The sequence below is a fragment of the Streptomyces sp. NPDC007917 genome (assembly GCF_042959105.1).
In the GTDB taxonomy this organism is placed as follows: domain Bacteria; phylum Actinomycetota; class Actinomycetes; order Streptomycetales; family Streptomycetaceae; genus Streptomyces.
The window spans coordinates 215,839-228,558 of sequence record NZ_JBIBKK010000013.1 but is presented as its reverse complement, the minus strand read 5'-3'; the positions used below and the strand labels follow the sequence as shown (position 1 = coordinate 228,558).

Genomic DNA, 12,720 nt, shown 5'->3' with positions numbered 1-12,720 from the left:
TCCGGTGTCCCCAGACGGCTGCCCGCGCGCTCCCGGCCACCTCCCCGTTCGATCGGGAAGCCGTCCTTCACGCAGCCGGAGCCGTGCGGGATGTCCGCATCGAAGCGCGTGAAGGTAAGCCGCACGGTCGCCGCTTCTGCGATGGCCACTTGTCCTGGTGTCCGCCCAGCTCCCATTACGGGCGTCCTCAGCCACGCCGTTCCGACTCCGATGTTGCTCGCACCCTACGAGGAGGACGGAGCTTGTGTACCGGCCGAACTGCAGCACATCCGGGAAGATGTTGCACCTGGGAATCCCACTCCCTGCTCACAGCCGCATTACATCACGGCACTGGACGTGGCCTCCGAACTTCGCCGTGCAGGCCTACAACGGGCCGAGGTACTCCGCGAACAACCGGCCACAGTCGGCCAGCAGCGGCAGGGTATCCGGCGTCAGTGCCACTCCCACAAGGCAGGTCACCACGCCCACTATTGCGTGGAAGGCACAGCTCAATGAATGTGTTCCTTCGTCTTGGCCCCAGGCGTACGCCAGCCTGGCGAACAAGAGGAGCAGGGCGGCGGCCATGGTGGCGAGGACTACCGCGCTCACGGGGAACAGAATGCTCCAGATGACTGCCACTCCCGGTTCTTGGGAGAACGTCGCTCTTACGGCCGCTCCTACGACAGGCATCGGCAATCCGGCGGAGACAAAGAACAGTCGACCCAGGAACCGTCGACGGCGTCCCAGCATGACCGTGCGGGTGGCGCGCTGCGAGGTACTGGACACCGCTCGCGCTTGCCAGCGCGGCGTCCCAAGCGCCGGGGAGCCGACCGAAGTCCCGGTGACGGCCTCAGGCGCCCGATCCGGGACGACTGGGGGCGCGGGGTCGGTTTCGCCTCGTATGATCCGACCGCCGTCGGGACCCTCCTCACTCCCGCGGAGATCGTCGGCCAGGGTGCGCAACTCTGCACGAATCAGTTGCAGTTCGTCATCAGCCGAGGCCAGGACGGCCTCGAAGACTCGCTGGTCGTCCGACGGCGGCGCCCCCTGCGCCGGCCGCCGACTCGCTGCGGCCGCCTTGTAACGCGACTGGGCCAAGAGGGTCTCGAGGCGCTCGCGTTCCTGCTCAGCCTGCTTTTTCTTCGCCTGGGCCTGCATCACACGCCACTCGGCGTCCCGCAGTTTCTGCTCCACCTCGCGCAGTGCCTCGCGGCGTCCTTCCACACGGGCCCGGCGCGCCTCGTCCTCAAGTTCCTCGCATCTGCGGCGGAAGTGCTCAACAGCCAGGGCCAATGCCTCGATGACGTGCTGCGTGTGCTGTTGCGCAGCCTCCGGGGTAACACGTAGGCCGAGGTGCCCTGAACCATCCCCGTCCCCACTCACATTGAGGTTGACGTGCATGACGGTCTGGTCTCGGCCCGCCTGGTACACCCCAGCGCGCTCCGAAGCGGTACCCCACAAGCGGATCGCGCCAGTGAGAGGGTCTGATGACTCGTTCATGCTCGATCAGCCGTAATGGTTCACGGTCTGGTCACGGGCGGACTGGTAAACCTGTCCCTGGCCGTCGACGTGCGCCTCAAGGTGCACCGTTCCACTGATCACCTGGCCGTTCCGGTCAGAGCTCAGCTCGTTCAGCAGGGACGACAGTGCGGTCATGGCTTCCTGATGCTGGGCCAGCAGAGCGCCCAGACGGAGCTGCCACTCGCTCTCGATGTCGGCCCGCTCCTGGCCGGTGAGGAGAGCCTCACGTGACCTAGACAGAAGCCCATCGACTTCCTCCGCCTCCTGCGGCCGAAAGCGTTGCCAGAGGGATACAACACCGCGCCTGGTCTGCTCCCATGCGTCGGTGACCATCAGCGTTACGACGGTCGTACCTGCAGTTCCTGCAAGCGCCAGTAGGTTCTGGTCCACATGCTCCCCTTGATGTGGTGGTGAGGTGCGGTGCTTCGGTCAGGCTCGCCCCCGCAGATTGGGAGAGGGCAAGGAAGCGTATCCCAACTCACTTGTATATTATGGAAGATGGAGACGCGGGGACTGAGGGCCTGGCTTGTACCTGCGAGGCGGAACGATTGTGATCTCTCCTGCTGACCCATACCACCGCCCGGCCCGCACCGCTCTTGCACGGGCATTTTGCTCCCACCGCACCTGGCTTCGCCACCCGACCAAGTGCTCGCTGACGTAGTGCCCCATGTGTAGCAAGCCGCCCCTGCCCTGCCCGAGCGACGCCCTCCCCGTTGCGGTTACCCCCGCCCCGGACGTCTCGCCCCCGGTGCATGCGAATTCGCGATGCACCTCACCTCCGCGCCGCACGATGCCCGACTGGCACGCCGCTTGGTGTCGCACCGGCTGCACGAGTGGGGGCACCGGTACGACACGCCCGCCGACCAGACCTCAACCTCATCGCTGCAGAGTTCACCGCGAACGCCGTAAGCCAAGGCCGGATTCCGGCCCGGACTCTCACAGCGGCCTCCTGACCTGCCCGAAACGTTTAGCAACCAAGCCCGAGGCAGCTGACGACAAACGCCATGTGCTGCACAATCCCCTTCTCGTCCCAGATGGCATGGTTGCCGACAGTCTCGTCCCCCTCGGCCCTGCGCCAGAGCCACTGCTCGCCAACACTCGCGGTCCGTCCCCGGAAGTCCGAAAGGCTGGTGAGCAGTCGGGCCGCGGCCCGGTTGGCCATGTCGTACCTCTCACCGAAGGGAATCTTGACCAGGTGGAACGAGCGGGCCGTGGTGTACCGCAGCAGTCCCCACCGGCCACCGCCCCCGCCCCCGCCCACAGGCTGGGACAGGTAGGAGGCGGGATGTATGCCGTAGTCGCCGTAGCGCAGGCGCGGAAGGTATGAGCGTCCGCTGTGGTGGATCTCGTGCCAGGCTTCCCAGTCCGACCGGGGCTCCTCGTGGACACTTCCTTGCCAGAGGTCGTCGGGCGGCTCGGGGAAGCCCCCTGCGAGGATCACGAGGACGCGCCACCGGGTGAGCGGGATGAGCGAATCCAGGGCACGCAGCGCCTCCTTCGCCGCATCCGGTCGGAAGGGCAGGACGGTGCGGAGGTCCAAAAACAGGTCGACAAACGTCGCGGCGGGGAGGCGGTGGCCTATCGGTTCAGCCGGACAATCGTCTCGATCACCAACTGGCCGCCCGCGTCCAGCGGTCCTCCCTCTGCCCATGTCCCGAGCCCCCCGAACTGATCGTCGAGGACGGCCGCGGCGGCACGACCCACGAGCTGCCCGCAGACGCCCGCCTGACCAAAACTCTGCGGGACGCCGGCTTCGACCTGCGGCTGGCCACCCGCGAGCCCATGAAGACGCTGCGCTACCTGCCCGCGCACACGGACAACGAGTCCAGCTATATGGCCACCGGCGCCGTACGCGGTGCCACGGCCCTGGGCACCGCCACCTGGTACGCGGACGATCCGCGCGTCGCGTCCGCCGCACGCGCCGAAGAGCTCCTTGCGCCTCCGCCCGACGCGACGGCTACAGCATCCTGACCGTACGCCTCGGGCTGACCCGCGATGCCGTAGACGAATTGACGACCCCGCGCATCGGCGCCCGGGAGGTTTCGGTCACTGTCCTCCTCCTCAAGGCCTTGCACGCGCTGGTGCCGCCTGACGCCAAGCCGACCTGGGAGACGCTGCTCAAGGCAGACGCTGCCGAGCCCGGCTCACGCGGCGCGCTGAAGTTCACCGAATACGCGCGGACGGCCTGGGGCGTGGTGCCGCAGGTATGCGAACTGCTGACGGACGGCTGCCACGGCAAGAAGATCGCCCAGGGGCACCGTGGGCGATTAGGGCTACCGCCTCTCCCAAAGGCCGCGCATCAGCTCGCGGTTCTTGTTGGGAGCGGGGAGGCGTTCGAATACGCCCGGGGCAACCCGATGGATGACGTCGATGCCGTAGTGGTGCAGCAAGTCGCACTCCTTCCCTGCAAGACGTTGAGGGAATAGCGCGGCCAAACGACCCACCCGGTCCGGAACGTACCTCGCGTAGTCCAACAGCTGAGCGAGCGCCTCACGCACGTGCTGGCGCCCGACATGGCTCTTCGCCTCGATGAGCTCACGCCCTTCGGGGCCATCCAGATAGATGTCGCAGATGCCCGCAGCGCTGGAGAACCGACTCGACTTCGTGTTGGTGAGGGCACCGCAGAACTCGGTGGCCAGCGCCGACTCCTCCCGGCTGTAGAGGACTTGCCTGGCAGGAAGGTCAACCATGGTGGAGCGGGTGTGCTGCTGTTCCACCGGCATCTCACGCACCTCGGCGGGCGGTGTCTCGGCGCCAGCCTCTTCCAGGGCGGTCCTCGTCGTGATCAACAGGCCGTCGATCGCAGCCCTGGCCTTCTCGCCGGACAGGACCAACTGCCCGGCGTACTTCATGTTGGACTTGTAACCGAGGAGTGCGTTCAAGGTCTCGTACGGAACCTCGGCCAGCGTGAATTGTCGCAGGCTGTAGACGGTGTGCCAGCTCTGCCCGTCCTTCTCCGGCGGCCACATGGCATCAGCGAACGAGCGGTTCCGGAAGATCGCCCCGATCTCGCCGATAGCGCGTATGTGGTTCTGCCCCGTGAACAGGACGACGTCTCCTGTAGTAACCGGCTCCATCTTGCGATCATGGCTCGGCCGAGCGCCCCAGAACCGGGCTTGCCCGTCGGGGTGCAGCTCCAACAAGCGATGCAGTTGGTCGCTCGTCAGCTTGCCGACGTAATCAGGCCCGGTGAACCTTACTGGCTGCTCCAGAGTGTCCTGCCAGTGCTGGCGCGACTCGGCCTTGCCGTAGGCAGGTGAGACCAGCAGTCGAGCGTCGAAGGTCGATTCCCCGGATTTATCCCCCAGCTGCGATTCCTCGTCGCGGTCATGAGGCTCCGCCAGGTTCTGCAGCTCACCCTCACGGGTGACGTCATCCATCCCCACGTGCCGATCATATGACTAGTCACATTCATCTAACGATGGTTTGTTACACCGGGCAGTAGCATCCAGGTGGGTGGCCTGCGCCCACGGCGTTGATCAGGGCTTGGAGTTCGGGTGGCGAGGGTGCGATGGTCGAGGCTCGCCAGCGGCGTTGGATGGTGGTCCAGTGGTCGAGCCAGGCCCGGACGGCGCGGATCGCCTTGGGCCACCTGGTCGGATGGGACTGGTGGGGCCTGCGTGGGCCCCCTCTCAGCCGGTCCCGCCGACGTGGCAGCCGACGGGACCGCTGGTACGACGACGGGCTCACGGTCTGGAAGTCGGTGAACCAGGTGTCCCAGCAGGGCGAGAACGCGCAGGTGACCAGGGCCTGGTGGCGGCAAATCGCGATGCGAGAGCGGACCTGGAAGTCGGCCCACCCGAGTTCGTCCTTGACCTGCTTGTAGCTCTGTTCGATCCAATGGCGGATGCCGTAGATCCGGACGGCCTCGTGCAGGTCGGCGGCGGGTTCGGGGGCTGTCGGCCCCGCGGGGGCCGCCGGGGCGGGGCAGGTCGGTGGCCAGGTACCAGGTGGAACTGCGCGGGCAGGGTGGCCGGGTCGGTGGTCGCGACGACCAGGCGGACGTTCCTCTTCGCGCCTGGCGACCGGCCACCGCCACCCATGAACGCCGGGCAGTCAAGAGGTGGTCCGAGTGCGAGATGTACGTGGCCCCCGCGTTCCTCAGAGCGCGGGAGCCACCAGGGCACAGGTAGCTCAGAGGGCTATCTGATCGCCCTTGACGGCAGACACAAAACCCGCCCAGCTCTCCGCAGGGAACACGAGGGTCGGACCTTGCGGGTCCTTACTGTCACGCACAGCAAGGATGCCGACGGAATCGGCGCAAACCTCGACGCACTGGCCGCCGTCCGGGTTGCTGTAACTGCTCTTGCGCCAGGTTGCCGCGCTCAACTCGATGGATCGCACGGTACTTCCTCCAAGGTGCGCAGAATCAACTTCCGCGACTCGGCTGGGGACAGCGCCATGTCGCGAAGTGCATCGTAGGCCCGCTGCAAGCGTTCAACCGCAGCGTATTCCTCGACAAGTTCTCCCTGGATCGCATTTTCCACGTAGGCCACCGTGCGTCCGTCGGGCAACCGGAGGAACATTGCGTCGGCGCTCACCAACCCATGCGGCCCCGCCGCGAACGGCAGCACCTGCACCGCCACATCCCGCCGCTCCGCCACCTCCGCCAGGTACTCAAGCTGCCCCCGCCACTCCCCCGCGTCCCGTAGCGGCGTCCGCAGCACCGCCTCCGAGAGGATCGTGCGGAACGACGGCGCGTCATTGCCCGCCAGCAGTTCCCGGCGGCTCATCCGGGCCTCGACCTGCTGCTCAAGTTCGTCACCCTTGAGGCCGCCCGCCCCCAGCACCTCCCGCGCATAGCCCGGCGTCTGAAGCAACCCCGGCAGCACGCTGACCGCGAAGTGCCACAGGCTCACCGCCTCCGCTTCCAGTGCCATGTAGCGCCGGTACCGCTCGCGGAACTGCGTGTGGTCGCCGGCTGCCAGCTCCCACAGGGCGAGCAGCAGGCCAGGCGTTCCGTAGTACGTATCGAGCGCCTGGACGACCTCGGGCCCGCCGAGCGATTCGCCCTTCTCCATCTTTCCGAACAGGGACCAGTCCCAGCCAAGCCGCTCGCCCAGCTGACGCAGGCTCACCCCCTTCTCCGCGCGCAGGGCGCGCAACTCCTCGGCGAAGCGCCTGCGAGGCTCCTGGCTCCGTCCTGTGATCGCTCTTCTCTGTGGCATGGCGCTGCCCCCTCCATGAGCATGAGCTCCGGCGACACGTGGCAGGTGTGGAAGGACGGCCGTCGCACGGGGAAGGACACGCCGTCGTCGCCGCCAGCGTCCTCCACCTGGGTCCATCCTCGTAACCCAATGACCACGCACGGTAATTCACCAAGTGCACTCTCATCATGAAGTCTCCTGAGAAACCGCTAAAAAGCAGAAGGAGCAGAGCATGGCCACTTCTCATCCATCCGCGAGGCACAAGATCGAGGAGGCGCTCCGCGCCCGCGACGCCCTAGCCGCCGCGCTCACCCAGGCGGGCATCCTGCTCCCCGCCATGGATGTCCGCACCCCGTGGAACGGGGACCTGGACGAGGCCGACGACGGAACCGAACCCGGAACCGGAAACGAACCCGAGCCCGGAACCCAAGCCGCAACCAGCGCCGAAGCCGGAGGCAGGTCGGCAGCCGCAGCCCGGTACGCCCTCGTGCACCTCGGCGTGTGCTCCGCTCCCGTGGCGCACGCCCTGGCTGAGGTGATTGCGAAGGGGGCGGCACGATGACCGGCGAGCCTGCCGCCCCCGTCGGGGCGGCCGTCCGCGATATCGTCCACGACCGGATCGGGCTGGTCGTGGGCCATCAGGGTCCGTACCTCCAGCTCCGCCCGCTGAGCGGGGGGCGGGAGTGGGACGTGGACCCGGCTCGGGTGGAGCCCGTCGGCTCCGAGGAGTTGCTACGCGCCCGCGTGGCCGAGGCGAACGCCCGCAGCCGTCAAGGGACGCCGGGGTAGGCGCCGGAGCGGAAGCCGGGGTGACAGGGGCGCGCGTGCGCCGTGCCGTCCGGTGTGCTGAGGGATCTCTGAACAGCCGTACAGACAAGGAGTCACAGCGGCGCCGCATCCGCACCGACCCTCCGGACATCCTGCTCACCACCCCCGAATCGCTCGAAGCCATGCTCATCGGGGTGAAGACAGACCACGCCCACCTGCTGGGCAGCGTGCGGGCAGTCGTGGTGACGAGGTACACGCCTTCGCCGGCGACGACCGCGGCTGGCACCTCTTGGCCGTACTGGAACGCGTCGCCGGGCGGCCTGTCCAGCCCATCGGCCTGTCGGCGACCGTCAGCAATCCCCAGCGACTGCTCAAACAGCTGCAGGGCGCCCATGCGGACAACCGGGCCGGAGCAGGTAGTCTTGCCCGGCCTCCCTGTCGGCACAAGCGCGTCCGAGCCGCTCTCCATACCGCCAGAGCCGATGCGGCACACCAGGCGCCCCTACCGAGGGGGGCACCCTGCCTGAGCCGGGACTCAAGCGGGAATGAGGTCGCCGAACAGGCCACGCAAAGGGCTGCCCGCGACCGCTGTGGACATCTGGCGCAGATCTTCGCTTGTCAGATAGCGATAGCTCTGCGGCGGATGGAAGACCCCGCCGGCGCGCAGGGCCTTGAGCGGCACCGGCTCATCGAACACGACCGGGTCTTCGAGTGTGATTCCGCTGGCTTGGGTGGCGCCGCTCATGTACGCGTCGTACTCCCGGCGGGTGATCCCGGTCCGGGCGCCGAGGACTGCCCAGATCTCGGGCGGGGATGCCACACGAACCGCCGCGATCCGTGCCATGCCCACGAGGGCCATGGTGGGGGCGGTGGCATACAACAGGACCGAGGTGCCGGGTGGGGCGGCCACCCGCTGCCGCCGGACCTCCACGGTCTTGCTGCCCGCCAGGATGGCCGTCGCGAAGCGCGGATGTACGGACAGCAGCATCGCACGGCCCAGATCGCTCACGTCCTTCGGTGCCCCTCTTCGTAGACCGCCTGGAACAGCTTGTTGCTGATCTTCGACAGCGACATCAGGGACAACCGTAGTCCCAGGCCGTCGGCCAGCGCATGTAAACGTGGCAGCCCCACCCGCCTCGGAAAGATCTCGGTGTCCGAAAACCTCAAGGCCATAGCCCGACCCGAGGCGTCGGCCGTGGCACGCACCTCCGCACGACCATATACGCCCAGGTGTTCGAATTTTGAGAAGAGGACATCAGGCGTGTCGATGACCACGTCGTCCAGACGGGAGCTTGCGATCACCATCTGCCCTTCCTGACCGGGCATCCCCTTGCTGACGTACCACAGCAGACGTGCGGGAACGCTCTCGTTGCGATGCCCCGAGGAACGGTAGTAGACGTGCTCCCTGCTGATGCCCAGCGTGTCACTTCGCGGCAAGAGCATGGTGGGGACGTTGAACAGATCCGTCGACCACCGAGGTTCGATGGGCACCAGGAAGGAAGGCGTGAGGGAATCCATCACCTTGGCTGGCCACCAGGTACGTTCCAACGCGCTCGCCACTTCCGGAGGCATCCCGGGGTACAGGGCCGCCACTTCCACCCCGAGCTTGGCACCAGCCGCGCGGGCCGCTGAACCCACCTCCTCCGCCGTCCCGATAACGTCGACGAGCAGGGCCGCGAGTCCCCTCTCGTGTTCGAAGAACCCGTCGTCACCGGCGGCGGCTCGGGTCGCCGCCGACGGGTTCGCATCGGTGATCAGAACGATCTGAGCTCCGCACTCCCGTCCATGGCCCTTGAGAGAGAACAACAGTTGCCGGGCCAGTGTCTCCTCCAGCGCGTGCGTGGCGGTACGCAGCACCGGCACGGTCAGCGTCCGGCCGTCCAAGCCCCAGACATACAGGGCGATCGGCTGGCCCTGGCCGTCCCGCAGGAGCTCACGGTGCCATACGATGGCATCCGCGCCCAGCACCCTCAGCCGCTCCGCAAAGGCGGAACCACTGTCGCTGCCGCCTTGATGGAAGAAAGCGACCAGTTCCCTTTCCGACCCCGGCGTGACTTCCGCCGACCGGAGCTCCGTCCCCATGAGGTCGGCCGGCCGGTACACCTGAGCCTGCCGCAACTCGTCCACGTGCAACGCCACGGCAGACGGCGAGACCACCCGCACCCGGGCGGCATCCCAGGCGACGTCGGCCAGCCGCAGCAGCAGCGGGTCCCTGGTGGCCAGAACCTGCAGACCGGCGCTCGAGGTCTCGGCCACATACCGCAGACGCGACGTCAGGACGGAGTCCTCGACCGGGTCCGAAAGGTACGCCTTCGCCACCCGCAGCAGCTCAACCGCCTGAGCGTTCACCGCATCCCCGTTGAGGGTGAGCTGGCGCAGCTTGTGCAGCGCAGCCCTTTGCCGCTTGCGCTCCTTCGTATCCGGAATATCACGGACAGCCCGCAGCAACTGTGGAGTGAAGGCGAGCTCGACGAGGTCCGACAGCCAGCCCGCCTCAAGCGTTTGAGACTCCTCCGCGCCCCTCGTCGCGGCTTCTCCCCCGAGGTCAGAGAACACCTCGTGGTCGAGGGTGACGACCAGCAGCGCTTCGCTCTCCACCTCTGTGAACAGGTCCGGATGCCCCAGATCCAGCCACCAACCATCCAGCGTCTCGCCATCTCGGCCCCGTCCGCGAGCCTCGCCACGCGGCACGAAGCCCAGACCTGTCCACATTCCGCTCAGGCCGTAATCGCGACGGCACTTCGCCTTGATTCCGAGGCGCTGCGGGTATCGCTCCTTGATGGAGTCCACCAAAAGCCGCGCCACACCCTTGCCGCGATGTTCGGCCGCGACGCACAGATGCGCGAGGCCGATATGCGGACTGCGTTTGGGAAGGTGGAACAGGGCGTAGCCGACCACCCCGGCCTCGTCCGCCCCGACGAGCAGCCCTCCCTCGCCCGCCATCTTGCGATAGGCCGAGGGCGGCATCATCCCCAGCGTCTTCTTGTACCGATTGCCCAAGGCCACGGCCGCCTCGATCAGGTCGTCCTGAGTCTCGGAAACCGGCACCACGTTGACAGCCATGCGTTCCCCCTCCCGAAAGGCCGGCTGAACCGGCCACGGCTCCCGTCTCAGTGCATACCGGTAATTTCGACGGAAACCAAGACCGCGATCAGGCCTCTCACGGAGGGGCAGACTGGCTCCTATCGGCTTCTCAGCGCGCCCCGCTCAGCCTGATGTCACGGTTCCAGGCGTCGCTCCTGCCTGACCTTCACCCCGCACCGTACCGATGCGGCCCGATGGGGTGGAGTGACACTTCCCATATGCCTCGGTTCACCGAACGGGGATGTGGCGGATCCCGTCGGCTTCCAGAGCCGTGTAGATCAAATCCTGCGCGGCTCAGAACTGCTGCCAGGCACCAACGGCCTACCGTTTCACCGGGACGGCCATCTGGATCACCAGCTCACCGCCCATCAACGGCTCGGTTCGTCCCCATGTGCCGGGTCCCCCGCCGGGCACTCGAGCCTGCGAGAAGCGCCTCACTACAGCAGTCGCGGCCCATGCCATACGACGACTCCCAACCGGCCGTTCTACGTCACCACCGGTCGTACAGGAGCGGCTTTCGGGGGCCGGTTGTGGGTTCACAGGCCGTGCTGGTCGAGGAGCCGCATCAGGTTGCGTTTGCGCTTCTGGTCGGCGCGCAAGGCGGTGAGGTAGGTGGTGAACTCGTCCTGGGTGTCCAGGCGGCGGTGGCAGTCGCGGATGCTCAGCAGCAGGCTGGTCAGCTGCTCGTAGACCGCGTTGCCCGTCTGCTTCGTGAGGGGTTCGGTCAGGCGCCGGTAGACGCGGAGGGCGTCGGCGGGGCGGGTGGGGCGGGCCTGGTCGGCGAGGGTGAGCCACTGTTGGTCGTGGGCACCGGTCTCGGTGGCGGCTTGCCAGGCCGCGTCGATGTCCTTGTCGTCGAGCAGGGCGTCGATCAGGGCCGGGCCGCCGTACCGAGAGTGCTGTTGCTGCTCTGCGTCGGCACGCAACAGGGCCAGCGCTCCCTCACGCTCGGCCGACCAGCAGTCCGCGGCTCGGGCGGCGGCTCGCAGTTGCTGGTACGCCAGCAGGGTGCGGCGGGCGCCGAAGTGGTCACGGCGCAGGGCGACGGCATCGGGGCGCCGGTCCGCCTGCGCGTAGCGGTCGCAGAGGTAGTCGACGAGGGCGGTGTCGACGGCGGCGAGGTCCCGGGCGTCCTGGATGCCTCGTTCCGCCCAGCGCAGGGCCTCGTCGGGGCGCCTGGCGGTGTCCAGCTCGTGGGCGATGACCAGGTGGGTGTGTCCGTTCGGTGAGAGGTCGGCCGCATGCACGGCGATCACCGCGTCGACGTCGCCTCCCGCCTTGGCCAGACGCTCCATCAGGTACTTCTCCGCCCAGCCGCGGCGGTTGCCCCGCCACGCCTCGACCGCCAGCTTCTGCAGGACGGCCATCCCCTCTTCGCCGAGGATTTCCTCGTAGTCGAGCGGATCGATGTCCGTGAGGCCGTCGTCCACATCGCCGAGCGCATGGCCGACCAGCCAGCGCGCGAGCTCCTCGGGGTCGGGGCGTGCCGCACGGCACGCTTCGAGGTGGGCCTCGGCGAGGTCTGTGCCGACCTGTCCGAGCCATCCGTCCGAGTCGTCGACGTTCTCCACCGCGTCGGCAAGCAGCTTCATCGCCTCCCGCGCCAGGGGGATCGCGTCGTCGGCCCGGCCGGATCCGGTGAGCACGCCGATGGCGGACACCGCCTGCCCCGCCTGGTCGGCGTAGGCGCGGGCATCGGCGTACTCGACGTACCCGTACTGCGCGAACGGTGAGATGTCCAGCAGATCGCGGATACGGGCGCGGACCGCGACGAGGTCCCCGCGAGCGATCGCGGCCCGAAGCTCCAGGCGGCGCCGCAACTGCCGGTCCTCGCCGAGTTGTTCCCGCACCAGGGCGAGCAACTCGTCCTTGGACAGGCCGGACAGCCACCCGTCAAGGTCCTGCGCACGGTCCCGGGCAGCCTTCCGCTGCCGCGGCAGGCTCTCCCGCTGGGCGAGCACGGTCAGGCCGAGGGCGACCAGATGCTTGCAGAAGTTGCCCTCCATGCCGTACGGGCAGTCACACTCGCCGGACAGCCCGCCTGGCCCGTCCAGCGTCAGCTCCACCTCGTACCGCTCCGTGCCGTGGACACTCGCGGTCACCCAGCCGTCACCGACCTCGACCCCGGACACCGCGTCCAGGTAGCCGAGCCCCCGTTCGAAGGAGCGCGAACCGGCCAACGCCCGCAGAGTCGGCTCACTGAACCCTTCCAATGGTCTTC

At 67.7% G+C, this 12,720-nt stretch carries 12 protein-coding genes and 1 pseudogene; 4 read left to right on the top strand and 9 right to left on the bottom strand.

Features of this window, described 5'->3' with window-relative positions:
• Positions 1-363 precede the first annotated feature (363 nt).
• The 3 genes from ACFZDL_RS26385 to ACFZDL_RS26375 all read right to left on the bottom strand — a co-directional run bounded on the left by ACFZDL_RS26385 (position 364) and on the right by ACFZDL_RS26375 (position 3,151).
• A complete protein-coding gene (locus ACFZDL_RS26385) occupies positions 364-1,380 on the bottom strand; it encodes a V-type ATP synthase subunit E (RefSeq protein WP_353592625.1) in 1,017 nt (338 codons plus the stop codon).
• 105 nt (positions 1,381-1,485) lie between these two features.
• Positions 1,486-1,890, bottom strand: a complete 405-nt coding sequence (locus ACFZDL_RS26380; protein ID WP_353592624.1) for a hypothetical protein — start codon at positions 1,888-1,890, stop codon at positions 1,486-1,488.
• Between the two features lie 577 nt (positions 1,891-2,467).
• Complete coding sequence (locus ACFZDL_RS26375) at positions 2,468-3,151, bottom strand: hypothetical protein (RefSeq protein WP_353592623.1); 684 nt, start codon at positions 3,149-3,151, stop codon at positions 2,468-2,470.
• Positions 3,152-3,282: 131 nt separating this feature from the next.
• On the opposite strand from ACFZDL_RS26375, the gene ACFZDL_RS26370 reads away from it, so the two are divergent.
• Entirely contained in the window at positions 3,283-3,471 is a 189-nt protein-coding gene (locus ACFZDL_RS26370; RefSeq protein ID WP_353592622.1) for a hypothetical protein, read from the top strand.
• A gap of 302 nt (positions 3,472-3,773) precedes the next feature.
• Here ACFZDL_RS26370 and ACFZDL_RS26365 read toward each other — a convergent pair whose 3' ends face one another.
• The 3 genes from ACFZDL_RS26365 to ACFZDL_RS26355 all read right to left on the bottom strand — a co-directional run bounded on the left by ACFZDL_RS26365 (position 3,774) and on the right by ACFZDL_RS26355 (position 6,668).
• Positions 3,774-4,886: a hypothetical protein gene (locus ACFZDL_RS26365; RefSeq protein WP_353592621.1), complete on the bottom strand. Its 1,113-nt coding sequence runs from the start codon at positions 4,884-4,886 to the stop codon at positions 3,774-3,776.
• A gap of 748 nt (positions 4,887-5,634) precedes the next feature.
• Positions 5,635-5,844: a DUF397 domain-containing protein gene (locus tag ACFZDL_RS26360; RefSeq protein ID WP_353592620.1), complete on the bottom strand. Its 210-nt coding sequence runs from the start codon at positions 5,842-5,844 to the stop codon at positions 5,635-5,637.
• Complete coding sequence (locus ACFZDL_RS26355; protein ID WP_353592619.1) at positions 5,826-6,668, bottom strand: helix-turn-helix transcriptional regulator; 843 nt, start codon at positions 6,666-6,668, stop codon at positions 5,826-5,828. The genes ACFZDL_RS26360 and ACFZDL_RS26355 overlap by 19 nt, the downstream gene beginning before the upstream one ends.
• Positions 6,669-6,879: 211 nt before the next feature.
• Here ACFZDL_RS26355 and ACFZDL_RS26350 point away from each other — a divergent pair, with 211 nt between their 5' ends.
• The 3 genes and pseudogenes from ACFZDL_RS26350 to ACFZDL_RS26340 all read left to right on the top strand — a co-directional run.
• Positions 6,880-7,209 (top strand): hypothetical protein, encoded by a 330-nt coding sequence (locus ACFZDL_RS26350; RefSeq protein ID WP_353592618.1) that lies wholly within the window; start codon positions 6,880-6,882, stop codon positions 7,207-7,209.
• Entirely contained in the window at positions 7,206-7,436 is a 231-nt protein-coding gene (locus ACFZDL_RS26345) for a hypothetical protein (protein WP_353592617.1), read from the top strand. Before ACFZDL_RS26350 ends, ACFZDL_RS26345 begins: the two co-directional genes overlap by 4 nt.
• Before the next feature lie 86 nt (positions 7,437-7,522).
• Positions 7,523-7,827: pseudogene (locus tag ACFZDL_RS26340) on the top strand (DEAD/DEAH box helicase); the annotation flags it as partial.
• 123 nt (positions 7,828-7,950) lie between these two features.
• On the opposite strand, the gene ACFZDL_RS26335 reads toward ACFZDL_RS26340, so the two are convergent.
• The 3 genes from ACFZDL_RS26335 to ACFZDL_RS26325 all read right to left on the bottom strand — a co-directional run bounded on the left by ACFZDL_RS26335 (position 7,951) and on the right by ACFZDL_RS26325 (position 12,712).
• Positions 7,951-8,424: an ASCH domain-containing protein gene (locus tag ACFZDL_RS26335; RefSeq protein ID WP_353592616.1), complete on the bottom strand. Its 474-nt coding sequence runs from the start codon at positions 8,422-8,424 to the stop codon at positions 7,951-7,953.
• Positions 8,421-10,478: a GNAT family N-acetyltransferase gene (locus tag ACFZDL_RS26330; RefSeq protein ID WP_353592615.1), complete on the bottom strand. Its 2,058-nt coding sequence runs from the start codon at positions 10,476-10,478 to the stop codon at positions 8,421-8,423. The genes ACFZDL_RS26335 and ACFZDL_RS26330 overlap by 4 nt, the downstream gene beginning before the upstream one ends.
• Before the next feature lie 557 nt (positions 10,479-11,035).
• Positions 11,036-12,712, bottom strand: coding sequence for a hypothetical protein (locus ACFZDL_RS26325; protein ID WP_353592614.1), 1,677 nt, complete (start codon positions 12,710-12,712; stop codon positions 11,036-11,038).
• Positions 12,713-12,720 lie beyond the last annotated feature (8 nt).

Coding starts and splice junctions, on each gene's coding strand:
- ACFZDL_RS26385 (WP_353592625.1), bottom strand. CDS start 1,380: ATGCACGTCAACCTCAATGTGAGTGGGGACGGGGATGGTTCAGGGCAC.
- ACFZDL_RS26375 (WP_353592623.1), bottom strand. CDS start 3,151: ATGGGCAGAGGGAGGACCGCTGGACGCGGGCGGCCAGTTGGTGATCGA.
- ACFZDL_RS26370 (WP_353592622.1), top strand. CDS start 3,283: ATGAAGACGCTGCGCTACCTGCCCGCGCACACGGACAACGAGTCCAGC.
- ACFZDL_RS26355 (WP_353592619.1), bottom strand. CDS start 6,668: ATGCCACAGAGAAGAGCGATCACAGGACGGAGCCAGGAGCCTCGCAGG.
- ACFZDL_RS26350 (WP_353592618.1), top strand. CDS start 6,880: ATGGCCACTTCTCATCCATCCGCGAGGCACAAGATCGAGGAGGCGCTC.
- ACFZDL_RS26345 (WP_353592617.1), top strand. CDS start 7,206: ATGACCGGCGAGCCTGCCGCCCCCGTCGGGGCGGCCGTCCGCGATATC.
- ACFZDL_RS26330 (WP_353592615.1), bottom strand. CDS start 10,478: ATGGCTGTCAACGTGGTGCCGGTTTCCGAGACTCAGGACGACCTGATC.